This window comes from Mesorhizobium sp. B2-3-2 (assembly GCF_006442295.1).
GTDB lineage: Bacteria > Pseudomonadota > Alphaproteobacteria > Rhizobiales > Rhizobiaceae > Mesorhizobium.
In genome coordinates, this window is record NZ_VFWA01000004.1 from 335,780 (window position 1) to 361,622 (window position 25,843).

26 protein-coding genes and 1 tRNA gene are annotated in these 25,843 nt (G+C 65.3%); 22 read left to right on the forward strand and 5 right to left on the reverse strand.

Features of this window, described 5'->3' with window-relative positions:
- Positions 1–6 precede the first annotated feature (6 nt).
- From kduI to FJ964_RS13215, 3 genes are read left to right on the forward strand one after another with little or no spacing between them, the layout of a single operon-like run.
- Positions 7–858 carry a 5-dehydro-4-deoxy-D-glucuronate isomerase gene (gene kduI, locus FJ964_RS13205; protein ID WP_140550786.1) on the forward strand — a complete coding sequence of 284 codons (852 nt, stop codon included), beginning with the start codon at positions 7–9 and terminating at the stop codon, positions 856–858.
- Positions 855–1,619 carry a 2-dehydro-3-deoxy-D-gluconate 5-dehydrogenase KduD gene (gene kduD / locus FJ964_RS13210; protein WP_140550787.1) on the forward strand — a complete coding sequence of 255 codons (765 nt, stop codon included), beginning with the start codon at positions 855–857 and terminating at the stop codon, positions 1,617–1,619. The genes kduI and kduD overlap by 4 nt, the downstream gene beginning before the upstream one ends.
- A gap of 10 nt (positions 1,620–1,629) precedes the next feature.
- Positions 1,630–1,968 (forward strand): cupin domain-containing protein, encoded by a 339-nt coding sequence (locus FJ964_RS13215; RefSeq protein WP_140550788.1) that lies wholly within the window; start codon positions 1,630–1,632, stop codon positions 1,966–1,968.
- Between the two features lie 223 nt (positions 1,969–2,191).
- On the opposite strand, the gene FJ964_RS13220 is transcribed toward FJ964_RS13215, so the two are convergent.
- Positions 2,192–3,613 carry a coniferyl aldehyde dehydrogenase gene (locus tag FJ964_RS13220; RefSeq protein WP_140550789.1) on the reverse strand — a complete coding sequence of 474 codons (1,422 nt, stop codon included), beginning with the start codon at positions 3,611–3,613 and terminating at the stop codon, positions 2,192–2,194.
- A 191-nt stretch (positions 3,614–3,804) separates the two neighbouring features.
- Between FJ964_RS13220 and recQ the strand changes: the two genes are divergently transcribed.
- Complete coding sequence (gene recQ / locus FJ964_RS13225; RefSeq protein WP_140550790.1) at positions 3,805–5,646, forward strand: DNA helicase RecQ; 1,842 nt, start codon at positions 3,805–3,807, stop codon at positions 5,644–5,646.
- An 80-nt stretch (positions 5,647–5,726) separates the two neighbouring features.
- Here recQ and FJ964_RS13230 read toward each other — a convergent pair.
- Positions 5,727–5,816: transfer RNA gene (locus FJ964_RS13230), tRNA-Ser, on the reverse strand.
- A gap of 574 nt (positions 5,817–6,390) precedes the next feature.
- Between FJ964_RS13230 and FJ964_RS13235 the strand changes: the two genes are divergently transcribed.
- From FJ964_RS13235 to FJ964_RS13245, 3 genes are all read left to right on the forward strand, one after another.
- A complete protein-coding gene (locus FJ964_RS13235; RefSeq protein ID WP_140550791.1) occupies positions 6,391–7,053 on the forward strand; it encodes a 50S ribosomal protein L21 in 663 nt (220 codons plus the stop codon).
- A 100-nt stretch (positions 7,054–7,153) separates the two neighbouring features.
- A complete protein-coding gene (rpmA, locus tag FJ964_RS13240) occupies positions 7,154–7,423 on the forward strand; it encodes a 50S ribosomal protein L27 (RefSeq protein WP_140493012.1) in 270 nt (89 codons plus the stop codon).
- A 137-nt stretch (positions 7,424–7,560) separates the two neighbouring features.
- The gene (locus tag FJ964_RS13245) at positions 7,561–8,148 is read left to right on the forward strand and encodes a GNAT family protein (RefSeq protein ID WP_181172451.1); all 588 of its coding nucleotides are present in this window, start codon (positions 7,561–7,563) and stop codon (positions 8,146–8,148) included.
- Positions 8,149–8,253: 105 nt separating this feature from the next.
- Here FJ964_RS13245 and FJ964_RS13250 read toward each other — a convergent pair whose 3' ends face one another.
- Entirely contained in the window at positions 8,254–9,123 is an 870-nt protein-coding gene (locus FJ964_RS13250) for an endonuclease/exonuclease/phosphatase family protein (RefSeq protein ID WP_140550793.1), read from the reverse strand.
- Positions 9,124–9,251: 128 nt separating this feature from the next.
- Between FJ964_RS13250 and obgE the strand changes: the two genes are divergently transcribed.
- The 5 genes from obgE to FJ964_RS13280 all read left to right on the forward strand — a co-directional run bounded on the left by obgE (position 9,252) and on the right by FJ964_RS13280 (position 14,956).
- The gene (obgE, locus tag FJ964_RS13255; RefSeq protein ID WP_140550794.1) at positions 9,252–10,283 is read left to right on the forward strand and encodes a GTPase ObgE; all 1,032 of its coding nucleotides are present in this window, start codon (positions 9,252–9,254) and stop codon (positions 10,281–10,283) included.
- Positions 10,284–10,287: 4 nt separating this feature from the next.
- Entirely contained in the window at positions 10,288–11,427 is a 1,140-nt protein-coding gene (proB, locus tag FJ964_RS13260) for a glutamate 5-kinase (RefSeq protein WP_140550795.1), read from the forward strand.
- Positions 11,428–11,430: 3 nt separating this feature from the next.
- Positions 11,431–12,717 (forward strand): glutamate-5-semialdehyde dehydrogenase, encoded by a 1,287-nt coding sequence (locus FJ964_RS13265; protein ID WP_140550796.1) that lies wholly within the window; start codon positions 11,431–11,433, stop codon positions 12,715–12,717.
- 251 nt (positions 12,718–12,968) lie between these two features.
- Positions 12,969–13,556 (forward strand): nicotinate-nucleotide adenylyltransferase, encoded by a 588-nt coding sequence (locus FJ964_RS13275; protein ID WP_140550949.1) that lies wholly within the window; start codon positions 12,969–12,971, stop codon positions 13,554–13,556.
- Positions 13,557–13,657: 101 nt separating this feature from the next.
- Positions 13,658–14,956, forward strand: coding sequence for an MFS transporter (locus tag FJ964_RS13280; RefSeq protein ID WP_140550797.1), 1,299 nt, complete (start codon positions 13,658–13,660; stop codon positions 14,954–14,956).
- Here the strand turns inward: FJ964_RS13280 and FJ964_RS13285 are convergent, their stop codons facing one another.
- Positions 14,957–15,808, reverse strand: coding sequence for a mechanosensitive ion channel domain-containing protein (locus FJ964_RS13285; RefSeq protein WP_140550798.1), 852 nt, complete (start codon positions 15,806–15,808; stop codon positions 14,957–14,959).
- 241 nt (positions 15,809–16,049) lie between these two features.
- On the opposite strand from FJ964_RS13285, the gene rsfS reads away from it, so the two are divergent.
- From rsfS to FJ964_RS13335, 10 genes are all read left to right on the forward strand, one after another.
- A complete protein-coding gene (gene rsfS / locus FJ964_RS13290; protein WP_010912111.1) occupies positions 16,050–16,427 on the forward strand; it encodes a ribosome silencing factor in 378 nt (125 codons plus the stop codon).
- An 84-nt stretch (positions 16,428–16,511) separates the two neighbouring features.
- Complete coding sequence (rlmH, locus tag FJ964_RS13295; RefSeq protein ID WP_140550799.1) at positions 16,512–16,994, forward strand: 23S rRNA (pseudouridine(1915)-N(3))-methyltransferase RlmH; 483 nt, start codon at positions 16,512–16,514, stop codon at positions 16,992–16,994.
- A gap of 167 nt (positions 16,995–17,161) precedes the next feature.
- A complete protein-coding gene (locus tag FJ964_RS13300) occupies positions 17,162–18,523 on the forward strand; it encodes a murein hydrolase activator EnvC (protein ID WP_140550800.1) in 1,362 nt (453 codons plus the stop codon).
- Position 18,524: 1 nt separating this feature from the next.
- A complete protein-coding gene (locus FJ964_RS13305; protein WP_181168618.1) occupies positions 18,525–19,856 on the forward strand; it encodes a S41 family peptidase in 1,332 nt (443 codons plus the stop codon).
- Between the two features lie 196 nt (positions 19,857–20,052).
- Positions 20,053–21,228, forward strand: a complete 1,176-nt coding sequence (locus FJ964_RS13310) for a divergent polysaccharide deacetylase family protein (RefSeq protein WP_140550801.1) — start codon at positions 20,053–20,055, stop codon at positions 21,226–21,228.
- A 30-nt stretch (positions 21,229–21,258) separates the two neighbouring features.
- A complete protein-coding gene (locus FJ964_RS13315; protein WP_140550950.1) occupies positions 21,259–21,780 on the forward strand; it encodes an RNA pyrophosphohydrolase in 522 nt (173 codons plus the stop codon).
- 85 nt (positions 21,781–21,865) lie between these two features.
- Entirely contained in the window at positions 21,866–23,005 is a 1,140-nt protein-coding gene (gene alr / locus FJ964_RS13320; protein WP_140550802.1) for an alanine racemase, read from the forward strand.
- 275 nt (positions 23,006–23,280) lie between these two features.
- A complete protein-coding gene (gene rnk, locus FJ964_RS13325) occupies positions 23,281–23,703 on the forward strand; it encodes a nucleoside diphosphate kinase regulator (protein ID WP_140550803.1) in 423 nt (140 codons plus the stop codon).
- Positions 23,704–23,717: 14 nt separating this feature from the next.
- Complete coding sequence (locus FJ964_RS13330; protein WP_140550804.1) at positions 23,718–24,260, forward strand: nucleoside-diphosphate kinase; 543 nt, start codon at positions 23,718–23,720, stop codon at positions 24,258–24,260.
- Between the two features lie 123 nt (positions 24,261–24,383).
- Complete coding sequence (locus FJ964_RS13335; RefSeq protein ID WP_140550805.1) at positions 24,384–25,640, forward strand: D-amino acid dehydrogenase; 1,257 nt, start codon at positions 24,384–24,386, stop codon at positions 25,638–25,640.
- 44 nt (positions 25,641–25,684) lie between these two features.
- Here the strand turns inward: FJ964_RS13335 and FJ964_RS13340 are convergent, their stop codons facing one another.
- Positions 25,685–25,834, reverse strand: a complete 150-nt coding sequence (locus FJ964_RS13340) for a hypothetical protein (protein WP_224713202.1) — start codon at positions 25,832–25,834, stop codon at positions 25,685–25,687.
- Positions 25,835–25,843 lie beyond the last annotated feature (9 nt).

The following is a 25,843-nucleotide window of genomic DNA, read 5'->3' on the forward strand; positions in this document are numbered from 1 at the left end:
ACAGCAATGAGCCAGAACCACACCGACTATACATCGCGCTTCGCCATCGACCCTACCGCCGCCGCGGCCATGGGAACCGACGAGCTGCGTCATAATTTCCACATCGAAGACCTGTTCCAGCCCGGCCGCGTCAGCCTGACCTACACACATTATGACCGCATGATCGTCGGCGGCGCGATGCCGGCCGGCACGACGCTTCGGCTGGAGGCAATCAAGCCGACCGGAACGAAAGGCTTTCTCGATCGCCGCGAGTTGATCGCCGTCAATATCGGCGGCGCCGGCACGGTCGAAGCCGGCGGCCAGCTCTACGAGCTGCAGGCGCGCGACATGCTCTATCTCGGCATGGGCACGCAGGATGTGTCGTTCGCTTCGGCCGACAAGGCGACGCCGGCAAAATTCTACCTGCTCAGCGCGCCGGCGCATCAAACCTTTCCCAGCCGGCTGATCCGCATCGCCGATGCCAGGCGTCTCGATCTCGGCAGCAAGGATGCCTGCAACGAACGCTCGATCTTCCAGTTCATCCATGCCGACGGAGCCAAGACCTGCCAGCTCGTCGTCGGCATGACGCAGCTCGCGCCGGGCTCCATCTGGAACACCATGCCGTGCCATGTGCACGACCGGCGCATGGAGGCCTATCTCTATTTCGATCTGCGGGAGACGGCCCGCGTCTTCCATTTCATGGGCGAGCCTGACGAGACCCGCCACATCGTCATGCGCAACGAGGAGGCGGTGTTGTCGCCGGGCTGGTCGATCCATTCCGGCGCCGGCACCTCCAACTACGCCTTCATCTGGGCGATGGCCGGCGACAATGTCGACTACACCGATGTCGATCCGGTGGCGATGGAAGAGCTGCGGTGAGCGATCTCTCCGCCTTCAGCCTGACCGGTCGGCGCATCCTCGTCACCGGCGCCAACACCGGCATCGGCCAGGGCATTGCCGTCTCGATCGCGCGCGCCGGCGGCATGGTCGTCGGCGTCGGCCGTTCTTCGATGGATGAGACGGCAACAAGGATCGCCGCGGTGGGCGGGCAGTTCGAGGCGGTCGTAGCCGACCTCGCCGACACCTCCGCCGCAGGTCCGATGCTGGAGCGCGTGTGGGACGAAAGCGGGCCGCTCGACGGGCTGGTCAACAATGCCGGCATCATCCGGCGCGCCGACGCCGTCGATCTCTCGGAAGCCGACTGGGACGAGGTGCTCGACCTCAACCTGAAGACGGCTTTTCTGCTCTGCCAATGCTTCGCCAGGCGCGTCCTTGCCGGCGGACGCAGAGGCAAGATCGTCAACATAGCCTCGGTGCTGAGTTTCCAGGGCGGCATCCGCGTCGCGTCCTACACCGCCTCGAAACACGGCGTGCTCGGCATCACCCGGCTGCTCGCCTGCGAATGGGCAGCGAAGGGCATCAACGTCAACGGCATCGCGCCGGGCTATATCGAAACCAACAATACCGAGGCGCTGCGCGCCGATCCCGACCGCAGCGCCTCGATCCTGGCGCGCATCCCGGCCGGCCGCTGGGGCCGGCCGGAAGATATTGGCGACGCGGCGGCCTTCCTGCTGGCGCCGGCGTCGGACTATATGCATGGCGCGGTGGTGCCGGTGGACGGCGGCTGGCTGGCGCGGTGAGGATATTGCGATGAGCGAAACGAAAATCTTCTCGCAGGCCGGCGCGGCCGCCTGGACGGCGACGCCGGACGGCAACAGGCGGCGCGTTCTCCTGCACACGGATGAACTGATGATGGTCGAATTCGCTTTCGACAAGGGCGGCGTCGGCGCCTTGCATTCGCACCCGCATGTGCAGGCCAGCTACGTCGCCGAGGGCCGCTTCGAGGTGACCATCGACGGCCGGACCGAAATCCTCAAGACAGGCGGCAGCTTCATCGTGCCGTCCGGCCTGGTGCACGGCGTCAAGGCGCTCGAGGCAGGCCGGCTCGTCGACAGCTTTACGCCGCACCGCGCCGATTTCCTCGCCTGAGGGGCGAACTGCAATGAGCGACGGGCGCTCGTTTTGGCGCGCTGTTTTCCAAATGAAAACCCGCGCCTCCGGAGAGGCGCGGGTCTGTTGCCTGGGCGCTTGCGCGCCGCGGTACTCGAAACGTGGCCGCAGGAGATGGAGCCTGCCGAATCATGGTGAAGATAGGATTAACGCGCGGGCCGCCATGTGATCGCGCCGGCCTGCGGCGGGCGCTGTACGGCGTTCAAGTGATGTGCCTGAGCAGGCCGAAAAGCCGTTCGAAGGTCTTGCCATAGGGCGGACGCAGAAGGCTTCCCGCACTTAAGCGCGACTGCAGGAAGACCGGCTTCTCCTTGCTGAAGGTGCGGAAGCCCCATTCGCCGTGATAGGCGCCCATGCCGCTGGCGCCGACGCCGCCAAAGGGTTGGTTCTCCTGCACCAGATGCAGCATGCAGTCGTTGATGGTGACGCCGCCGGCGATGGTCTCATGCAGGATGCGTTGCCGATTGCCGCCATCTCGCCCGAACCAGTAGAGCGCCAGCGGCCGGTCGGCCCGGTTGACATGGGCGATCGCCGCGTCGATCCCGGCATATTCGAGGATCGGCAGCACCGGCCCGAAAATCTCCTCGCGCATCAGTTGCAGCTTGGGATCGGCGTTCCTGACCAGGGTCGGCGGCAATTTGCGGCCTGTGGCGCCGAACGCCTCGCCGGCGGGGTTGATTTCGGTGACATCGGCGCCGGCGTTGCGGGCTTCCGCGATCATGGCCCGCAGGCGCTGATAATGCCGGTCGCTGACGATGGCGGTATAGTCCGGGTTGTCGCCCAGGCTGGGGTAGAGCTTCGCCATAGCCATTGCGAGCTTGGCGGCGGCCGTTTCCGCCTGGCCTTGCGGCACCAGAAGATAGTCCGGCGCGATGCAGGTCTGTCCGGCATTGAGGAGCTTGCCATAGGCGACGCTGGCCGCCGCCGCATCGAGGTCGCATGAGGGGTCGAAAATCGCCGGCGACTTGCCGCCGAGTTCCAGCGTAACCGGAGTGAGGTTGGCGGCGGCCGCCAGCGCGACCTGGCGGCCGACAGCCGTCGAGCCGGTGAACAGCAGGTGATCGAAAGGCATCGACACGAAAGCCTTGCCGACCTCCGCGTCGCCGGTGATGACGCTGAGTTCGTCCGGCGCGAAATGCTCGCCGGCCAGGCGCGCCAGCAGCGCTGAAAAGGCGGGCGTCAATTCGGACGGTTTGACCAGCACGCGGTTGCCGGCGGCGAACGCCGCGGTGACCGGCGCGACCGCGAGCTGGAAAGGGTAGTTCCAGGGCGACACGATGCCGACGACACCGAGCGGCTGCGGGACGAGCCGGTTTCTGCCCGGCAGGAACGGCAAGGTGGTGGCGACGCGGCGTTCCCGCATCCAGGCTTTCAAGTGAGACAGCGCGTGGCGGATGCCGGCCCGCACCACGAACAGCTCGGCAAGGCGGGTTTCATGAGCCGAGCGGCCGCCGAAGTCGGTGTCGATCGCCGCGCAGATGTCGGCCTCATGCTTTTCCGTGAGCGCCAGCAAGCGGGCGAGGCGATCCTTGCGGACATCGAGGCCTGGGAAGGGCTGCGCCTCGAAGGCGACGCGCTGCTGCTTGAAGCGCTCGCCGAGAGCATCCTGTGTGGTCTGCAGCATCGCTCCCTCCCTGATCGTGCCCGGGCAAGCTTACATCGCAGCGCGTGAGGGAATCCAGCAGGGGTGCATGTGCCGCCAGGGAAGGCGCGAATTGGAGCAGGTGGGCATGCCACCCCCGCGCATCGCGGATAGCGTTCCGGCGATCTTCGCTTTAAGAACGTTGCCTCAGCCAAACCGGGGAACATTGCGAGATGCCAATATCGACGGCGAGCGTTCCGCCGGATGCACCAGATCCCAAGCAACGCGTTCTGAAGGACGTGTTCGGTTTCGACGATTTTCGTCCCGGCCAGGCCGACGTCATGGACGCGCTGCTGGGCGGACGCCATGTGCTGGCCGTCATGCCGACGGGTGCGGGCAAATCGCTCTGCTACCAGGTTCCGGCGCTGGTCCTGGGCGGCCTCACCATCGTCGTCTCGCCGCTGGTGGCACTGATGCAGGATCAGGTCGCGGCTCTGCGCCTTGCCGGCGTGGCGGCCGATACGATCAACTCCTCGCTCGAGCGCGAGGCCAATGTGGCGGCATGGCGCCGTGTCGCCTCCGGCCAGACGCGCCTGCTCTACCTCGCGCCGGAGCGGCTGATGACCGAGCGGATGCTCGAGGCGCTGGCCAGGCTCGACGTCAGCCTGATCGCCATCGACGAGGCGCATTGCATCTCGCAATGGGGGCCGGCGTTCCGGCGCGAATATGAGGATCTGTCGCGGCTGCGCTCCATTTTCCCGCAAGTGCCGATCATCGCGCTGACGGCGACGGCGGACGAGGCTACCCGCACCGATATCGAAGCGCGTCTGTTCGCCGGGCGCGCCGAAACCCTGGTGCTGGGTTTCGACCGGCCAAACATCAAGCTTGCCCTCGAGGCCAAGCAGGACAGCAAGCGCCAGTTGCTACGCTTCGTCGAGCGTCACGTGGGCAAAAGCGGCATCGTCTATTGCCTGTCGCGCAAGAAGACGGAAGAGATGGCGGCCTTCCTCGAGAAGAACGGCGTCACCGCGCTCGCCTATCACGCCGGGATGAGCAAGGAGGCGCGTGAGGCGAATCAAAACGCTTTCATGACGCTCTCCGGTGTCGTCATGGTGGCGACCATCGCCTTCGGCATGGGCATCGACAAGCCCGACGTCGCCTATGTCTTCCACACCGACCTGCCGGGCAGCCTGGAGGCCTATTATCAGGAGATCGGCCGCGCCGGCCGTGACGGGCGGGCGGCCGAGGCGCATATGCTTTACGGGCTCGGCGACATCCGCATGCGGCGCCTGTTCATCGACGACGAAGAGTCATCACCCGAGCACAAGAGGCGCGGGCATCGCCGGCTCGACACGCTGATCGGCTATTGCGAGGCGGCACAGTGCCGCCGCCAGATCCTGCTCGGCTATTTCGGCGAGCAGGCAGCGCCCTGCGGCAATTGCGACAACTGCCTCGACCAGGCGCCGCGCGCCGATGGCGGAGCGGAGGCGCGGATCATCCTCGCGGCCGTCGCGCAGACCGGCGAGCGCTTCGGCGCCGCCCACGTCATCGACATCCTGCTCGGCCACGAGACCGAGAAAGTGCTGGCGAGAGGCCATCAAACGCTGACCAGTTTCCGGGCCGGCGCGGCGCATAGGAAAACGGTCTGGCTGTCGCTGATCCGGCAACTGGTCGCCGGCGGATTCCTGATGCCGGATCCGGACGGCCATGGCGGCCTCGCCATTTCCGAAAGCGGCCGCGCCCTCGCGCGCGGCGAGGTTGCGTTCCATTATCGCGTCGAGACGCGGGACCCTCTCGCGCGCGGCAGGAAGCGTTCCGGGGAAGGCTCTGCCGCCGGCGCCGAGGGTGTGGATGGATCGCTGCTGGCCGCGCTCAAGGCGCTGCGGCTGCGGCTGGCCAAGGAGCGGCAGGTGCCGGCTTATGTCGTGTTTTCCGACCGCACGCTGATCGACATGGCCGAACGCCGCCCGCACGACCTCGACGCGTTCGCCGAGGTGAATGGCGTGGGAGCGGCGAAGCTTAGGGAATTCGGGGAGATTTTTCTGGGCGCAATCGCGGGACATCGTCCGAATTGAGCTGAACCGGTCGGCGCGTCACGCTCAGGCGACAGCGGGCAAACTGTTGCTCATGTCTCCGGGTTGTACAGAAGCAGAAATGGCGGAGAGGGAGGGATTCGAACCCCCGATGGGCTTGCACCCATGCCGCATTTCGAGTGCGGTGCATTCGACCACTCTGCCACCTCTCCGCGGTCATGGTCGGCCGTTGCCGGCGCGGCGCACTAGATAACGGCTGAACGGACAGGTTACAAGGCCAAATCCGCCGGAAACTCAGCTTGCGTCAGAGGCGGGCCCGGAGCGACGGCGTCCCGACCGCGGTCGACGACGCCGGCCACTTCGCCGGCCACGAATCCGGCCAGGATTTCGAACTCGGGTTAAAGAGGGCTGGGAACGCCAGTCCGGCAGCGCCGGCGACCTCTTGATAGGAATTTTTTCTTGACAGGGTGAAGGCAACTATGGTAGATATTTGGTTATGGTGCTGAGTTGCGCCAGGGACCCGCCGCACAGGCGGGTTTTTCCGTTCAAGGCTCCCTCAACAGCGCGCCGACGAAAGCTCCGAGGAAACCCGTCGGCCCGGATTCGTTGCCCCGAGAATCTGCCCGTTTGCCTTGACTCGCAACAAACCTTCGGTTAGGGACAGCGCGCAATCGGCGTGGAGGGTTCTTCCGCGCCGCTTGTTTTTTGAACCCGCAGACTGACAAAAAGACGGCCGAACCGCCACAGGCGGTTCATCGAGGCCGACCGAACAGCGAAAGGCAAAAAATGTTCGCAGTCATCAAAACGGGCGGCAAGCAGTATCGCGTCGCCGCCAACGATCTCCTGAAGATCGAAAAAGTCGAAGCCAATGTCGGCGACATCGTCGAGATCGGCCACGTGCTCGCGCATGGCGAGGGCGAGAATGTCACGTTCGGAGCACCGTTCGTCGACGGCGCGATTGTCACCGCCGAAGTCGTCGAGCAGGGCAAGAACCGCACGGTCATCGCCTTCAAGAAGCGCCGCCGGCAGAATTCGCGCCGCAAGATCGGCCATCGCCAGTTGCTGACCACGGTCCGGATCTCCGAGATCCTGCTGGGCGGCGCCAAGCCGGCCAAGAAGACCGCTGCCAAGGCGGAAGCCAAGGCCGAGGTAGCCGCCGACGCGGCGCCGAAGGAAGCCAAGGCCAAGAAGGACGCCCCGAAGGAAGAGGCCGAGACCGCGGCAGCGCCGCTGTTCAAGGCGCCGAAGGGCGAGCCGGACGATCTGACCGTGATCAAGGGCATCGGTCCGGTCGCGGCCAAGGACCTCAACGAACAGGGCATCATCACCTTCGCGCAGCTCGCCAAGCTGACCGAGAAGGATGTGGCCAAGATCGACGAGAACATGCCGTTCAGCGCCGACCAGATCAAGGACTGGCGCGAGCAGGCCAAGGAACTGACAAAGAAGTAAGGCGAACCGGCGCGAAACGTCGCCGGATCGGACTTGAAACGGAACGCGAACGCGTTCATAAGACCATTCAAGCGCCCTTGGGCGCATCGGAGTTAGTTAGATGGCACACAAGAAAGCTGGCGGCTCGTCGCGCAACGGTCGCGACTCGCATTCCAAGCGTCTGGGCGTGAAGAAGTTCGGCGGCGAAGCCGTCATCCCGGGCAACATCATCATCCGTCAACGCGGCACTACCTGGCATCCCGGCGTCAACGTCGGGATGGGTACGGATCACACCCTTTTCGCGCTCGAAGCCGGCGCCGTGACATTCAACAAAAAAGCCAACGGCCGAACCTACGTATCGGTCAACCCGATTACCAAAGCAGCGGAGTAGCCGGTTCCGCACCACAACACCGGCAGCCCATCTCGGGAACCGGTGTCTGGAAGCCAGAAGGTTTGGCAAAGCCAGGAAAAGGATCAGGGGAGATGGGTTTCCATCTCCCCTTTTTCTTGTGCCTGGAGGACTTTGACATGGTTGCCGAAGCGGAAGACTCAGAAGACGAAAGTTATGCGATCGATTGCCCGGTGCTGGTCACCGAGCGGCTGGTGATGCGGGCTCCGCGCGAAAGCGACATCGCGCAACTGGTCGAGCTCGCCGACAACCGTCATGTCGCCGAGATGCTGGCGCGCATGCCGCATCCCTATGGCGAGGCGGAGGCACGCGCTTTCCTGGCCATGACCAAGTCGCGCCGCGCCGGCATCGCCTATGCGCTGACGCTGGCCGGCACCGAAACCTTCGTCGGCTGCGCCGGATTGAACACCACCGACCGCGGACTGGAGCTCGGCTACTGGATCGGAGAACCCTATTGGAAGCGCGGCTTCGCCACAGAGGCGTCGCACGCCCTGGTCGATCTCGCATTCCAGCGCACAAAGATCCAGGTGCTGCACGCCTCGACGCGGGTCATCAATCCGGCCTCGCGCCGGGTGATCCACAAATGCGGCTTCCAGTACGCCGGCCAGGGCATGTTGAACTCGATCGTCGCCGGCCAGGTGCCGGTCGAGCGCTACCGGCTCGACCGGAAGACGTGGACCAGCCTGCGCAACTGGGTGCATTTTTGATGTGTGGCGATGTTTCAGGTGAGGCCGGCCTCACCTGAATCTCAGCACACATCGGCGCTGGGCCTCTGGTCAAAGGTTCCGAAAGAATCGTGCATCGATTTGGGCTCAGCCCAGTTCGGCCCATACCGGCAGATGGTCCGAGCCGACAGCCTTTCGGTCGACCCACAGGCGTTTCAGCGACCGGGCAAGCGAGGCGCTGGTGAAGATATAGTCGATGCGCTTGTGACGGTCGGTATTGCCGGGGTCCTTGGGGTCGACCCAGCTGACGAGATCGTCGCCGGCGACATTGAGGCGCAGGGCGGCATCGACGGCGAAATCAGCGGTCAGCGGCATGCCGAATTCGTGGTCCGGCCGGCCGGCGAGTTCGACATATTCGGGCGATCCGGCCAGCATGTTGAAGTCGCCCATGCCGACGAAGGCCTCGGGATGCGGCAGTTCCGGCAGGCCGATCTCGGCGACGCCGGACAGCGCGCCGCCTTCAAGCGCATAGTTCAACAGGCGCCGGCGCAGGAACTGGATCTGGCTGGCGCGCTCGACCGGGCTGCGGTGATCGAGATGGATGGAATAGAAGCGGATGAAACCAAGCGGCGTCTCGATCAGCGCCTCCAGCGCGCCGCGCTGGAAGTTCATCATCTCGAAGCTGCGGCTGCGCGGCAGGAGCAGGTTGCGCGACAGATGAATGGGCGTCTTCGACAGCACCATGTTGCCGAGCTGGAAGGTGGTGGTGATGGCGCGGCCGTTCTCGATGCGCGAGCCGATATTGGCCTCGAAATTGCTGCCGTAGACGGCGAAATAGTCGGGCAGCGCCTCGCCGATCTCGGCGACCATGTCGCGTCCGCCGTTCCTGGGATTGTTGCGGGTGACCTCCTGCAGCGCGATCACGTCGGCACCGCGCACGGCCTCAGTGATGCGCGCGACATCGTACTGCCCGTCAAGACCGATGCCGTACTGGATGTTGTAGGTTACAAGCTTCATCCGTCATCTCCGGCCAACCCCGCGCGGCCATCGTCATAAAACGGCCTCGCCCTTCGCCGCGCCTTGGTTTAGAGCAAGGCGCAAGGTTTAGAGCAATGCCGCAAGGCCAATAAAGAAACTGCTGTCCGATGAAATTTCTCGATCAAGCCAAGGTCTATGTCCGCTCCGGCGACGGCGGCGCCGGTTCGGTGTCGTTCCGGCGCGAGAAATTCATCGAGTTCGGCGGACCGGACGGCGGCGATGGCGGACGCGGCGGCGACGTCTGGCTGGAAGCGGTCGACGGGCTGAACACGCTGATCGACTACCGGTACCAGCAGCATTTCAAGGCCAAGACCGGCACCCATGGCATGGGCCGCAACATGACCGGCGCCAAGGGTGCCGACGTCACGCTGAAAGTGCCGGCTGGAACGCAGGTGTTCGAAGAGGATAACGAGACGCTGATCTGCGACCTGACGGTGGTCGGCCAGCGTTTCCTGCTGGCCAAGGGCGGCAATGGCGGCTTCGGCAACCAGCATTTCAAGACCTCGACCAACCAGGCGCCGCGCCGCGCCAATCCGGGTCAGCCCGGCGAGGAGCTCAACATCTGGCTCAGGCTGAAGCTGATCGCCGATGCCGGGCTGGTCGGGCTGCCCAATGCCGGCAAATCGACCTTTCTCGCCGCCGTCACCGCCGCCAAGCCGAAGATCGCCGACTATCCCTTCACCACGCTGCATCCCGGCCTGGGGGTGGCGCGCATCGATGCGCGTGAATTCGTCATCGCCGACATTCCCGGCCTCATCGAGGGCGCGCATGAGGGCGTCGGCATCGGCGACCGTTTCCTTGGCCATGTCGAGCGCACGCGCGTGCTGCTGCACCTGGTGTCGGCGCAGGAAGAAAATCCCGGCAAGGCCTACAAGACGGTGCGCGCCGAACTCGAAGCCTATGGCCACGGCCTGACCGACAAGGCCGAGATATTGGCCCTTTCACAGGTCGATACGCTCGATGCGGATGAGCGCAAGAAAAAGGTTGCCTCGCTGAAGCGCGCCGCCGGCCGCGCGCCGATGCTGCTGTCGGCCGTCACCGGCGAAGGTGTCGAGGCGGTGCAGCGCGCGCTGATGGCGGTGATCGCGGAGGCCCGCGCGCAGATCGCCGCCCCGATCGAGACGCGCTGGGAAAAGTAAGGCCATGCAGTCGCTGAAGAAATACCGGCGCATCACCGTCAAGATCGGTTCGGCGCTTCTGGTGGACCGCACGGCCGGGCTGAAGCGCGACTGGCTGGCCTCGCTGGCCGACGACATCGCCGTGCTGGCTCAAGGCGGTGCGGAAATCCTGGTCGTGTCGTCGGGCGCCATCGCGCTTGGCCGTACCATTCTTGACCTCGGAAAAAGGGCGCTGAAGCTCGAGGAGAGCCAGGCGGCGGCCGCCGTCGGGCAGATCGCGCTGGCCGGCGCCTGGTCGGATGCGCTAGGCAAGGGCGGGCTGAAATCGGGCCAGATCCTGCTCACGCTTGGCGACACCGAGGAGCGCCGCCGCTACCTCAACGCCCGGGCGACGATCTCGACGCTGCTCAAGATGAAAGCGGTGCCGGTCATCAACGAGAACGACACCGTGGCGACCTCCGAGATCCGCTATGGCGACAATGATCGGCTGGCGGCGCGGGTGGCGACGATGATGGGCGCCGACCTTTTGGTGCTGCTCTCCGATATCGACGGGCTCTACACCGCGCCGCCGGCGCGTGACCCGGAGGCCAAATTCGTCGGGGTGGTCGACCGCATCACGCCTGAAATCGAGGCGATGGCGGGGGCGGCCGCCTCTGAGCTGTCGCGCGGCGGCATGCGCACGAAGCTCGACGCCGGCAAGATCGCCACCGCGGCCGGCACCGCCATGATCATTACCGCCGGCACGCGGCTTTCGCCGCTGATGGCGATCGAGCGCGGCGAGCGCGCCACCTTCTTCCGGCCGAGCGCCAACCCCGTGAAAGGCTACAAGAGCTGGATCGCCGGCCAGCTCGAACCGGCGGGAAGGCTCACCGTCGATGCCGGCGCCGTCGGGGCGCTGACATCGGGCAAGTCGCTGCTGCCGGCCGGCGTCAAGCTGGTCAGCGGCAATTTCTCGCGCGGCGATACGGTGGCGATCCTGTCGCCCGAGGGCCGCGAGATCGCCCGCGGGCTGGTTGCCTACGATGCCGCGGATGCCGTAAGGATCGCAGGCCTGAAGACAACCGAAATCGAGACCGTGCTCGGCTACGAGGCGCGTTCGGCGATGATCCATCGCGACGACCTTGTGGTCAGCCTCGCGGGCGACCAAGTAACGAGCGGAGGATGAGCCATGCTGAAGCTGCATGAAAAATCCCGGAACGATACAGTGGCGACGATGGCCGACCTCGGCCGCCGTGCCCGCGCCGCCGCACGACCGCTGGCCATCGCCACGACAGCCGCCAAGAACGCGGCACTTGCCGCCATGGCGGAGGCGATCATCGCCCGAGAGCGAGCCATACTCGACGCCAACGCCATCGACATCGCGAACGGTCATGAAGCCGGACTGTCGGCGTCCTCCATGGACCGGCTGAAGCTCAATCCCGCCCGCATCCGCGCCATGGCGGACGGCATTCGCGAGATTGCCGAACTTGGCGACCCCGTCGGCGACGTGATCGCCAGTTGGGAGCGGCCGAACGGCCTCAGGATCGAACGCGTGCGCACGCCGCTCGGCGTCATCGGGGTCATCTACGAGAGCCGCCCGAACGTCACGGCGGATGCCGGCGCGCTCTGCCTCAAGGCCGGCAACCCGGTGATCCTGCGCGGCGGCTCGGATTCGCTGAACTCGTCGTCGGTGATCCATGCTTGCCTGGTCGACGGCTTGAAGACAGCCGGCCTGCCGCAGGACGCCATCCAGCTTGTGCCGACCACCGACCGCGCCGCGGTCGGCGAAATGCTGAAAGGCCTCGGCGGCAATCTCGACGTCATCATCCCGCGTGGCGGCAAGAGCCTGGTCGAGCGGGTGCAGACCGAGGCGCGGGTGCCGGTCTTCGCGCATCTGGAAGGCATCTGCCATCTCTATGTCGACCGCTCGGCCAAGCTCGACATGGCGGTCGGCATCGCCGTCAACGCCAAGATGCGGCGCACCGGCGTCTGCGGCGCGGCCGAAACGCTGCTGGTCGACCGAGCGGTTGCCTCCACCCACCTGGTGCCGATCCTCGATGCCTTGCGCGCCGCCGGCTGCGAGATCCATGCCGATGCCGAGGTGCTGAAGCTGTTCTTCGACGCCAAGCCGGCGACCGATGCCGACTGGGTCACCGAATATCTGGACGCCGTCATCGCGGTGAAGCTGGTCGACGGCGTCGACGGCGCGATCGAGCATATTGAGACTTTCTCCTCACACCATACCGAGGCGATCGTCGCCGAGGATGCGCAGGCGGTGGAACGGTTCTTCAACGAGATCGACTCGGCGATCCTGTTGCACAACGCCTCGACACAGTTCGCCGATGGCGGCGAGTTCGGCATGGGCGCCGAGATCGGCATCGCCACCGGCAAGATGCACGCGCGCGGGCCCGTTGGCGTCGAGCAGCTGACCTCGTTCAAATACCGCGTGCGCGGCTCAGGACAGGTGAGGCCTTGACGTTTTTCGCCGTTAGAGTCTGAGAGGCGTGTGCGCGCGGACCCCCCTCTGCCCTGCCGGGCATCTCCCCCTCAAGGGGGGAGATGGGCTGTTGTTTCTGATTTCGCCAATCGCTGTCGTCGCAGAATTTCTGCAGTCGGTGACGTTGCCAATCTCCCCCCTTGAGGGGGAGATGTCCGGCAGGACAGAGGGGGGCACCTAGCACCATGCTTTCCCCGTCTGAACAACCTATCCCGTCCAGCTACCTCAAAATGCCGCATGCCGGCAAAGGCCTTGCTGTAGGCCTGTTCGGCGGCTCGTTCAATCCGCCACATGCCGGCCACGCGCTCGTCGCCGAGATCGCGCTCAGGCGTCTGGCTCTCGATCAGTTGTGGTGGATGGTCACCCCGGGCAATCCGCTGAAGAACACGCACGAGCTGGCGCCGCTGGCCGAACGGCTGCGCCTGTCCGAACGGATCGCCAAGAACCCGAAGATCAAGGTCACCGCCTTCGAAGCGGCGCATCATGTGCGCTACACCGCCGACGCGCTGGCGCTGGTCAAGGCGCGCAATCCCGGCGTCGACTTCGTCTGGATCATGGGCGCCGACTCATTGCGCGATTTCCACCGCTGGCAGCGCTGGCGCGAAATCGTCATGACCTTCCCGATCGCGGTCATCGACCGTCCGGGCGCGACGCTGTCGTTCCTGTCGTCGGTCGTGGCCAAGACCTTCGACTATGCCCGCGTCGACGAAGGCGATGCGCCAAGGCTCGCGCGCATGAAGGCGCCCGCTTGGACCTTCATCCACGGCCCGCGCTCGTCGCTGTCGTCGACGGCTATCCGCAAGCAGGCGAAGGGCTGATCGGCACGCACGGCGCCCTTTCTTCGCAGGGAAGAAGGCAAGTCCGGCAATGTCGCTTTTACGGCGGTCTTTCGTCATCGAATGGATGATCTTGCGCTGACATGACCACTCTCGTGAAAAACCAGACCGAAGCGGAATCGAGGCACGGCGACACGCCCACGCCGCTGATCGCGATTGCCAGCGTCGTGGTGTCGATGGCGCTGATCGCCATCGGCAATGGGCTGATGTTCGCCTACATTCCTGTCCGACTCGGGGTGGAAGGCTTCGATCCGACCTGGGCCGGTCTGATCGTCACCGGCCTGTCGGCCGGCGGCCTCGCCGGCTGCATCCTGACCGGGCCGCTGGTGCGCAGGGTTGGCCATGCCCGCGCCTTCATGGTGCTGTCGGCGCTGATCGCGCTGTCGAATGCCGCAATCGGCGCCGGGCCGCACCCCCTGTTGTGGATCGCGGCGCGCGCTCTCTACGGCTTTGCCATATGCGGGCTTTTCATCGTCGCGCAGAGCTGGCTCAACGATGCCGTCGCCAACGCCATACGCGGCAGGGTAATGGCCGTCTTCTACGTCGCCTATGTCGGCGGGCTCGGCATCGGCTATGCGACGCTGGCGCTGGTCGACATCAGGACGGCGGATGCATCGTTGATCGGCATAGCCTTCACCGCGCTATCCATCCTGCCCGTCGGGATGACCCGGCTGGCCCAGCCGCCGGCGCCGCAGGCGGCATCGGTGGCGCTGCGCCGGGCCTGGCGGATTTCGCCGGTCGGCGTCGCCGGCATGCTGGCGGTCGGTGGCCTGTCCATGTCGATTTCCGGCTTCGCGCCGATCCACGCCACCGCGAAAGGGTACAGCCAGGCCGACGTGGCGCTGTTGCTGTCGGTGATGCCGCTCGGCACGCTGATCCTGCAGGTTCCGCTCGGCTGGATTTCCGACCGCACCGATCGCCGCTATGTGCTGGTAGCGGCATCCGCGATCGCCGCGGCGGCAGGGATGTTCGCGCTCGGCTTCGACGGCGGTACGCTGGCACTGCTGCTGGTGGTCTATGTGATGTGGGACGGCGCCTCGGAATCGATCTACTCGTTGGCCAGTGCGCATGCCGCCGACCGCGCCGGCAAGGACGACATGGTGGCGCTGTCGAGTTCGCTGTTGTTTGCCTGGTCGCTGTCCGGCTTCATCGTGCCGGGCATCGTGACCGCGCTGTCGGCCGTCTTCGGCACGCAGGCCTTCATCTATGTGACTGTGGTCATCGCCTGCGTCTTCTGCCTGTTCGTGCTTTTGCGCGTGTTCACCACGCGGCCGGTGCCGGCAACCGAAACCGGCAGCTTCGCGCCGATGACGGCGCAGGCGCCACTGCCGGTGGAACTCGCCTTCGCGCCGGACGAACAGCACCGGCACAGGGGCGATTGACTATTGCCGGCGGGTTTCCGGTGCCGGGGCCTGCGGTGGCGGCAGCGGGATCGATATGCGTTCGCGGTCGAACTCCTGCTTGGCCCGCTTGGTGAGATCGGCCTGGGCGGCGAAGAAATCCGCCGATGATGTCCAATAGCGCAAGGTGATCGAGACGGTGCTTTCGCCCAATGCCGCGACAAAGGCGGTCGGCGCCGGCTCACGCTTGATGCGGCGCTCGGCGGCGGCGATCGCAAGCAGCGTCTTCTGGGCGCGGTCGATGTCGTTCCAGGAGCCGATCGAGAGCGTGATGTCGCCGCGCCGCACGCCGTTGCGCGAAAAATTGCGCACCGGCTGGTTCCACAGCGTCGAGTTGGGCGCCAGGATGTAGACGCCTTCGGATGTCCGGAGCTTGGTGGCGAAGAGGCCGATTTCCTCGACCGAGCCGGCAATGGACCCGACTTCGACGGATTCGCCGATGCGGAACGGCCGCAATGCCAAAAGCATGATGCCGGCGGCGATGTTCTGAAGCGTGCCTTGCAGCGCCAGGCCGATGGCCAGGCCGATGGCGCCGATCGCGGCGATGATCGAGGCCGTCTGCACGCCGAACTGGCCGAGCACCATGATGACGACGAGGACGAGGATGGCGTAGCGGACGATCTTGGAAAAGAAGTGCCGCAGCGTCTGGTCAAAGCCATGGATGTGGCCCAGGCCGGCAAAAATCGAACGCTCGGCAAAGCCGGCGACGATGTAGCCGACAACCAGAAGGATGACGGCGCCGACCGCCGAGAGGGAATAGGAGACAATGAGTGCGCTGAGTTGAGAGAGCCCCGCCTGCACGGTCAGGAGGGCATTTTGCGGGTCGATCGGCATAATGGGATTCCGGTTGATCAATCAGCCGATAACCGCTGCGGAACGCCTGGGTTCCGATCTTTTGCGTGTCGCGCGGAACAAGCGGGGGCTCAATGAGTTCGCATGGAAGCGGGGCTCCGTCTTGAAACTGCAACGGAACTCTGCCTATCTAAGCGGTGTCACCCGCTTTAAGGGTGATTTGGTTGTTCTTGCTGCGAAAGGAAATACACTGAGAACAGCACTGCGGAAGAAGGCCGACATCGTGCCTTCGCCGGCCGGGATCAGCGTAAACGACGCCGTGTCCCGCGCCATCAACACAGTCCTTGCCAGTCTGGAAGACTCCAAGGCCGAAAACATCGTCTCAATCGACATTCAGGGAAAATCGAGCCTCGGCGACTACATGGTCGTCGCGTCGGGCCGATCGCACCGCCATGTCTCGGCTGTTGCCGACCATCTCCTCAAGGCGTTGAAGGATGCCGGCCTCGGCACGGCGCGCGTCGAGGGGCTGTCCGGCGCCGACTGGGTCCTGATCGATTCAGGCGACATCATCGTCCATGTCTTCCGCCCCGAAGTCCGCGAATTCTACAATCTCGAAAAGATGTGGCAGGCGCCGGACCTCGAGGAAGAGACCCTGCACTGAGCCGGTTGGTTCGGATGCGTGCCGTGGTTCCAGGCCTATTGACGATTTTCGGGCGACACGCATCGGCGGCCCTCTGAGGCGAGGATGAAGATTACCGTTCATGCCGTGGGCCGGATGAAAAGCGGCCCCGAGAGAGAACTCGCCGACCGCTATTTCGAGCGTTTCTCCAAGAGCGGCCCGGCTGTCGGCCTCGAATTCTCCGGCATCGCCGAGATCACCGAAGGCCGCGCCCAGAACGCCGATGAACGTCGGCGCGATGAAGGGGCAAGGCTGCAGGCGCAGTTGCAGCCCGGCTCGGCGCTGGTCCTGCTCGACGAGCGCGGCAAGAACCTGTCCTCGGAAGAGTTCGCCGGCCGCATCGGGCAGTTGCGCGACGCCGGTCGCAAGGCGCTGGCGCTGGCCATAGGCGGCGCCGACGGCCACGATCCATCGCTGCGCGCCCAGGCCGAGCTGGTGATGTCTTTCGGTGCGCTGACATGGCCGCACCAATTGGTGCGGGTGATGCTGGCAGAGCAGCTTTACAGGGTCTCGACGATCCTGTCCGGCCACCCCTATCACAGAGCCTGAAGGTCGCATCGCACCGAATTCCGCCCCAATGCCGCGCAAGATCACGGCTTTGGGCCGGCTTTTCCTGTTTTGTTAACCGGTGTGCGAAACCGCTGCACATTTTTGGGCGATGCGCATTAATATGGTTGATGGTTCGTTAACGAAGCCGCAGATAGAGTCCATCCCGCATGGCTGAAGGCTGGAAATCGACGACGGGCTCATCGACAGCGGGCTCCTGGCGCGCGCGCTGCGGCATCGCGGCGGCGGCGGTCATCTTGTCGTTCAATGCCGTGTGGGCCGAGAACACGCTCGACATGGCCCCCGATCCGGACCAGAGCCGCGCCGAATACGAACAGATCTCCAAGGAGATAAGCCTATCGTCCGAACGATTGGCCAAGCTCGCCGCCGACATTGCCGCGGTCAAGAAGGACCACGCTTCGATCACCGCCGCGCTGATCCAGTCGGCGATGACCGAGCAGAAGCTTGGGCAGGACATCGAGGACATCGGCGCCAAGCTGGAAGGGCTGAAGACCCAGCAGCAGAAGATCCGCGCCTCGTTGATGGCGCGGCGCGACGTGCTGGCGGAGGTGCTGGGCGCATTGCAGCGCATGGGGCTGAACCCGCCGCCGGCGATCCTGGTCAAGCCGGAGGACGCGCTGTCGTCGGTGCGCAGCGCCATTTTGCTTGGCGCCGTGGTGCCTGAATTGCGCCAGCAGACCGACAGGCTCCTGGCCGACCTCAAGGAGCAGACGAGGGTGACGGCCTCGATCGAGGCCGAGCGGGCACGGCTGACGACGGCGGTCGGCGAGCAGGCGGCGGAGAAGAAGCGGCTCGGCATGCTGCTGGAAGCCAAGCAGAAGCTCGAAGCCGACACGCAGGCGCAGTTGTCGGCCGAGCGACAGCATTCCGAGACGCTGGCGGCCAAGGCCAGCAGCCTGAAGGAGTTGATCGCTTCGCTCGAAGCGCAGGCCGAGCGCAACCGCAAGGCCGCGGATACCGCAAAGGCCGCGGATGCCGGTCGAGCCGGCGACAAGGCAGGCGGGGATAAGGCGGGCGGCGATCTGACGGCGTCGCTGCCGCTTCCCGAGGCCAACCGGCTTGCCGCGGCGGCACCCTTCTCGGCGCTGCAAGGACAGATCGCGCTGCCGGTCATCGGCCGCATCAAACGCCGGTTCGGCGCCGAAGACGGTAACGGCGCGGTGATGCTTGGGGACATGGTTGCGACACAATCGGGCGCCATCGTCACCGCACCGGCGGATGGGAATGTGCTTTATGCGGGGCCGTTTCGCTCCTACGGTCAACTCTTGATCCTGAATGCCGGCGACGGTTATCATGTCGTCCTGGCGGGGATGAGCAGAATCAGCGTCGCCACCGGCCAATCAGTGCTCGCAGGAGAGCCGGTCGGTGCGATGGGGGAGGCCCGGGTGGCAAGCACCTCGGCTTCGAAGAATGGAAATGCCACGCCGGAGCTCTATGTCGAGTTCCGCAAGGATGGAAAACCCGTCGATCCGGCCCCATGGTGGGCGGACCGTTTTTCTGGAAGGACGTGAAATGATGCGGAAACTGTCGCTTCTGTTTGCCGGTGCGCTGATGGGCGCGTCCGCCATGAGCCTGGTCTATGGCGCGCCCGGCTCGGCAGCGAACGCTGCGGGGTCGGAGACCTACAAGCAACTGGCGATCTTCGGCGATATCTTCGAGCGGGTGCGGGCGCAGTATGTGACGCCGCCCGACGACAAGTCGCTGGTCGAGAACGCCATCAACGGCATGCTTGCCTCGCTCGACCCCCACTCCTCCTACATGAACGCCGAGCAGGCGCAGGACATGCGCGTGCAGACCAAGGGTGAGTTCGGCGGCCTCGGCATCGAGGTCACCATGGAGAATGACCTGGTCAAGGTGATCACGCCGATCGACGATACGCCGGCCGCCAAGGCGGGCGTGCTGGCCGGCGATTACATCGCCAAGATCGACGGTGAGGAGGTTCGTGGCCTGACGCTGAACGACGCGGTCGACAAGATGCGCGGCCTGGTCAACACGCCGATCAAGCTCACCATCCTGCGCCAGGGCGCCGACAAGCCGATCGAGCTGACGGTGGTGCGCGACATCATCAAGGTCAAGGCGGTCAAGTTCCGGGTCGAGAACGACATCGGCTACATGAAGATCACCTCCTTCACCGAAAAGACCTATGACGACCTCGAGAATGCCATCGACACCATCAAGAAGCAGGTGCCGAACGACAAGCTCAAGGGCTATGTGCTCGACCTGCGCCTCAATCCCGGCGGTCTGCTCGACCAGGCGGTAAGCGTATCGGACGCCTTCCTCAACCGCGGCGAGATCGTGTCGACGCGCGGTCGCGATCCGAAGGATGTCACCCGCTTCGACGCCAAGTCCAAGCAGGTCGACGATATCGGCGGTAAGCCGCTGATCGTGCTGGTCAATGGCGGATCGGCCAGTGCGTCCGAAATCGTCGCCGGCGCGCTGCAGGACCTGCGCCGCGCCACGGTGGTCGGAACGCAGTCCTTCGGCAAGGGTTCGGTGCAGACCATCATCCCGCTTGGCGAGAATGGCGCGCTCAGGCTGACGACGGCGCTCTATTACACGCCGTCCGGCAAGTCGATCCAGGGCAAGGGCATCACGCCCGACATCAAGGTCGACCAGCCGCTGCCGCCGGAATTGCAGGGCAGGGACCTGACGCGCGGCGAATCCGACCTCAAGGGCCACATCAAGGGTGCCGACGAGAGCTCGACCGGTTCGGGCTCGGCAGCCTATGTGCCGCCGGATCCGAAGGACGACCTCCAGCTCATCTATGCCGAGCAGCTGCTGCGCGGCCAGAAGACCGATCCGTCCTTCCCGCCCAATCCGCAGAAGGCCGTCCTCAACCAGTAACAGGTGGCGGCCAACAACGGGTCTGGCCGCCCGATGGAAGCAATGCGATGCTGCCGGGACCGAAAGGTTCCGGCAGTTTGATTCGGGGGCAAGGCGCACCCCTCGCTACAGGGCGCCAGGGGTGCGCCGGGATGAAGAATTCGCGCATGTCTTCGAAAGGGTTCCATGTTCGAAGCCATGCGGACGGGGACAGGGCTTGGCTGATATCGGCAAGGACATCGAACGACCGCTCGGGCTGACTGTCCGTCCGCCGCGCACCGCCGGCAAGGTCAGCGCGGGTGCGCTCGTGGCTGCGTTCGTCGTGCTGGCGATTGTCGGCGTCTCCGGCGCGATCGCGCTCAGGGACAAGCCGTTTCGCAAGCCGCAGGAAGTCGCCGTTTCGACGCCGAAGATGGTGCCGGAGCCGACCGCTGCGCCGTCCGCTTTGGCGCCGGTCACGACGCCAAAGGCGGAAATGCCGGCCAAGGCTGGAGGCCCGCAGATCATCCATGTGCAGACGGAGGAAGGCGATGGTCCGCCCAAGGCGGCAATCGTCATCCGTGATCCATCGACCATCGGCCAAAACCTGAAGATCGCGCATATTCCCGACAGGGCGCTGATCGAGGCCGGCGATGCCGGCCCTTTGCCGGTGCGCGCCGCAGATGGAAGGCGGCCCTTCGATGTCTATGCACGGCCATGGTCGGGCGCGCGCGGCGCCCGCGTGGCGATCGTCATCGGCGGGCTCGCTGTTTCACAGACCGGCACCCAGGCGGCCATTGCCAAGCTGCCGGCGGAAGTGACGCTGGCCTTCGCGCCGCAAGGCAACAGTATCGGCCGCTGGATGCAGGCCGCCCGGCAGAGCGGCCATGAGATCGTCATGCAGGTGCCGCTCGAACCGTTCGACTATCCCAACGTCAACCCCGGGCGCAACACGCTGACGGTGGCGGCGAGCGCGGAAGAGAATCTGAAGAGCCTGCGCTGGGCACTGTCGCGGACGACGAACTATACCGGCGTCATGAACTATATGGGCGCGCGGTTTTCCGCCGACCCGGCGGCCATGGAGCCGTTCATGGCCGAGCTCGGCAAGCGCGGGCTCGCCTATATCGACGACGGCTCGTCGGCGCGCAGCCTGGCGCCGGATCTGGCGCTGAAGGACGGCGTGCCCTTCGTCGCCGGCGACACGGCGATCGACGCCGTGCAGGATCGCGGCGCCATCCTGAAGAAACTGGACAGCCTGGAGGCGACCGCCCGTGCCAAGGGCACCGCCGTCGGCATCGGCTCCGCTTTCGACCTGACGGTCGACACGGTGTCGTCATGGGCGGCCGAGGCCAAGAAACGCGGCATCGAGATCGTGCCGATTTCAGCGGTGGCGATCGATCCGCAAAAGGGCTAGCCACCGGGAAACAGCTTGAAAGACTGAATGATGCCGAAGACGAAGAAGGTCGACCGCGAGACGCTGCCCTACCGTCCCTGTGTCGGGCTGATGATCCTCAACGCCGAGGGCCTGGTCTGGGTCGGCCATCGCATCGCCGAGCCGGACAGCGAATTCGCCGGCACCACGCAGCTCTGGCAGATGCCGCAAGGCGGTATCGACAAGGGCGAGCAGCCGCTACAGGCGGCGCAGCGGGAGCTTTACGAGGAGACCGGCATGCGCAGCGTCTCGCTGCTTGCCGAGGCACCGGACTGGATCAACTATGATCTGCCGGACCACCTCGTCGGCGTCGCCTTCAAGGGGCGCTATCGGGGTCAGACGCAGCGATGGTTCGCTTTCCGCTTCCATGGCGATACCAGCGAGATCCAGATCAATCCGCCGCCCGGCGGCCACACCGCCGAATTCGACAAATGGTCGTGGCGGCCGATGCAGGAACTGCCCGACCTGATCGTGCCGTTCAAGCGCAAGGTCTACGAAGACGTGGTGACAGCGTTCCGTCACCTTCTGCCATAGCTGGACGGCCGCGGTTCAAACGCCCACGGTTGCCGCGCCGGTTCGACCGTCTTATTGATGTCCATCCGCCACAAGAAGGGCCGCTATGCACGACGCCCCCAAAAGATCGCTGCCCGAGGAAGCCGACGTCACAAGCGAGGCTGCTGCCGGGGCCATCCTCACCGTCGACCTTGGCGCGATCCGCGAAAATTACCGGCGACTGAAGGCGCGGCTGGGCGGCGTGCGCTGCGCGGGCGTGGTCAAGGCCAACGGCTACGGTCTCGGCGCCGCGCAAGTGGCATCGGCGCTGATGAAGGAAGGCTGCGACATCTTCTTCGTCGCACTGCTTGCCGAAGGCATCGCGCTGCGCAAGGCTGTGGGGGCGGGACCGAACATCTACGTGCTGAACGGGCTGCCGCCGGGCTCCGAGCCGGAAGCTGCGGCGGCTGGCTTGTGCGCTGTCATCAACAGTGGCGCACAGTTGCAAGCCTGGCGCGCAGCGGCACACCGCGCCGGGCGCCGGCTCCCTGCTGCCGTCCAGGTCGACAGCGGCATGTCGCGGCTTGGGATGGCGCCAGCCGAGGTCGAGGCGGTGGCCGGGGATGTCGGCGCGTTCGATGGCATCGACGTCAGATATGTGATGAGCCACCTGGCCTGCGCCGATGAACCGCGCCACCCGGCCAATGAACAGCAGAGGCTGGCATTCGAGCGGTTGCGTGCCATGCTCCCCGTGGCGCCGGCCTCGCTTGCCAACTCCTCCGGGATCTTTCTAGGCCCGCCCTATCATTGCGATCTCGCCCGGCCCGGTGCCGCCCTCTACGGCATCAACCCGACGCCTGGCGAACCCAACCCGATGCTGCCCGTGGTGCGGCTGCAGGCCAAGGTGGCGCAGACGCGCAGTGTCCAAAAGGACACTGGCGTCGGCTATGGCCACAGCTACCATGCGCAGGGCCCGCTCGGACTGGCGACGATTTCATTCGGCTATGCGGACGGCTGGCTGCGCCGCTCCGCTTCGGCCGCATGGTTCGAGGCGGTGCGCCTGCCTTTCCTCGGGCGCGTGTCGATGGATTCGATCATTCTCGACATTTCCGCCTTGCCGCCCGGCCGGCTCGGAGAGGGCGACCTGGTGGAGTTGCTAGGGCCCTCACAGAGCGTCGACGATGCTGCCGACCATGCCGGCACCATCGGGTATGAAATCCTGGCCAGCCTCGGAACGCGTTTTCACCGGCGCTATCTGGGCGGTTGAGCGGTTTGGCCGCGCTTGACAAGCGGGCGTCATTCGGCAAGCTTTGGAACATGAGCAAGCTCGCTTATATCAAAACCTTCTTCAGGGTCTGCCCGATCGCGGGATCGTAGCCCCGGCGCGGCCGCCTTCCGGCGTCCGTCCGTACCGGGGCATCCATACTTCCACAACCGCCATCAAGCCGAACAGCCCTTCGCGGCTGCCGGCCTTTCATCACGCCGTCGCCAGCGCGCCGGCAGGCGCGCATCCGCTCGATGCGCCGATCCATGAGGTTTGCCATGCAACACGCAAAAGAACTGCATCCAAATAGCCATATTCTGATCAGCGACGCCGACCATGACAGGCTGACGGGCCTGGCGAGGGCTTTGCTCGATCGCGCGCCCGAGACGGCCGAGGAGCTGCTTTCGGAAATGGACAGGGCCGTCGTCAGGAGCGCGGCGGCGATGCCGGCCGGTGTGGTGCGAATGGGTTCGACGGTGATCGTGCGCGGCGAAAGCGGCGACGCCCAGCGCATCATGCTGGTCTACCCGGGTGAGGCCGACATAGCCGAGAACCGCATTTCGGTGCTGACGCCGATGGGAACCGCGCTCATCGGCGCCAGCGTTGGGCAGGCGGTTTGCTGGAACGCTCGTGGCGGCCGGGAACTGTCAGTGACCGTCGAAGCCGTCGATGCGCCGGCTTCCGGCCCGCAACGAGCTTGATGGCGGAGGCGGTGATGACGAGCACGAATTGCTGCCTGACGACGAAGGACTTCGCCGTTCTCGAAGTCATGCTGGAGCGCCGGCGGGCGTTCGCGGATCCGATCGTGCGCATGCTCGAACACAAGCTTTCACGCGCCGATGTCGTGCCGATCGATTCGGTCGGTCCCGACATCGTTACGCTGAACAGCAGGGTGGTGTTCGGCGTCGATGCCGGTCCCGCCGAGACGCGAACCCTGGTGCAGCACGAGGTGCGCGGGCCGGTCGGCTCCAGCCTGTCGGTCGCAACGAGGCGCGGGCTCTGCATGCTTGGCATGGCGCAAGGCCAGACGGCAACGGTCGAACACGCCGACGGCAGGCGGGAATCGATCCTGATCAAGGCCGTGCTTTACCAACCGGAGGCTGCCCGGCGCACGGTCAGGCAGAAAGACCAAGCTGACGCGCGGCGACCGCACGGGCTCAGGCTCGTCTACAGTGCCGCAGCCGATTGGCGGCCTCTTGGCGAGACGGCCGGAATGCGGCAGACAGAAGAAGACGACCCCGGTCCCTCGGCGGCGTAAATGGGCAACAGCGCCTGGTCTCGAAGATCGACATCGATTTTCGCTTGAGGTCATGCGCAAATCGAAAATACGGCCGCGTCCACGGGCGTCCTGAGGACGCTCGGCGCGGCAAGGAGTGAATGAATGAAAATCATGGTGCTGGGCAGTGGCGTGATCGGAGTGACCACGGCCTATTATCTCGCCGAGGCTGGCCACGAGGTGACCGTGATCGACCGCCAGAAAGGGCCGGGACTGGAAACCAGCTTCGCCAATGCCGGCGAGATTTCGCCCGGCTATGCCTCGCCTTGGGCCGGACCCGGCATCCCCCTCAAGGCGATCAAATGGCTGCTGATGAAGCATGGTCCGCTGGTGGTGCGGCCGGCCTTCGATCCGCATATGTGGACGTGGCTGGTCAAGATGCTGCGCAACTGCACAGCCGAACGCTACGCGGTCAACAAATCACGCATGGTGCCGCTGGCCGAATACAGCCGCGACACGCTGAAGGCGCTGCGCGAGGCGACCGGCATCGCCTATGACGAGCGGACGCAGGGCACGCTGCAGCTGTTTCGCACGCAAAAGCAGCTCGACGGCACATCAGGCGATGTCGAGGTGCTGAAGAGATATGGCGTGCCCTACGAGATCCTCGACCAGGACGGCTGCATCGCGGCGGAACCGGCTCTGGCCGCGGTGCGCGAAAAATTCGTCGGCGGCCTGAGGCTGCCGGGCGACGAGACCGGTGACTGCAAGATGTTCACCGACAGGCTGGCCGAGCTTTGCGTGGCACGCGGGGTCAAGTTCGAATACGACACGACGATATGGCGCGTCATCCGCAGCCGCAACCGCGTCAACAATATGAGCACCAGCAAGGGCTGGCTGACCGCCGACGCTTATGTGATGGCGCTGGGCAGCTATTCGGCGGACTTCATGCGCCGGATGAAGCGGCCGATCCCGGTCTATCCGGTCAAGGGCTATTCGATCACGGTGCCGATCAAGGATGCCGCCGCTGCGCCGGTGTCGACGGTGATGGACGAAACCTACAAGGTCGCGATCACGAGGCTCGGCGACCGCATCCGCGTCGGCGGCACGGCCGAGATTTCCGGCTTCGACCTCAGGCTGCACGAATCGCGCCGACGCACGCTGGAACACTCGGTCGGCGACCTGTTCCCGGGAGCCGGCGCCATGCGAGAGGCGACGTTCTGGTGCGGGCTGCGGCCGATGACGCCGGACGGGCCGCCGCTGATCGGGCGCACGGAGCTTTCCAATCTCTACCTCAACACCGGCCATGGAACGCTCGGCTGGACCATGGCCTGCGGCTCGGCCAAGGTGCTGGCCGACATCATCTCGAACCGGGTGCCCGATATCGACGCTCGCGCGCTGGCGCAGGAGCGCTATCTGAAATAGGCGCTGTTCGCCCGCCTTCGGCGGGCGCGCCACCGGATTTCGCGTCAGAACGCCTGTTTCACCCAACCCTCGTCGAACAGCAGCCGGTAGGCCCACGGGATCATCACGTCGGTGGCGACCGGTTTGGAGTGAGAGAGATACTCGTCATAAATTGGCTTCATCCTGGCGTAGAAGGCGGGGTCGAGCACGATCATGCCGTTCTC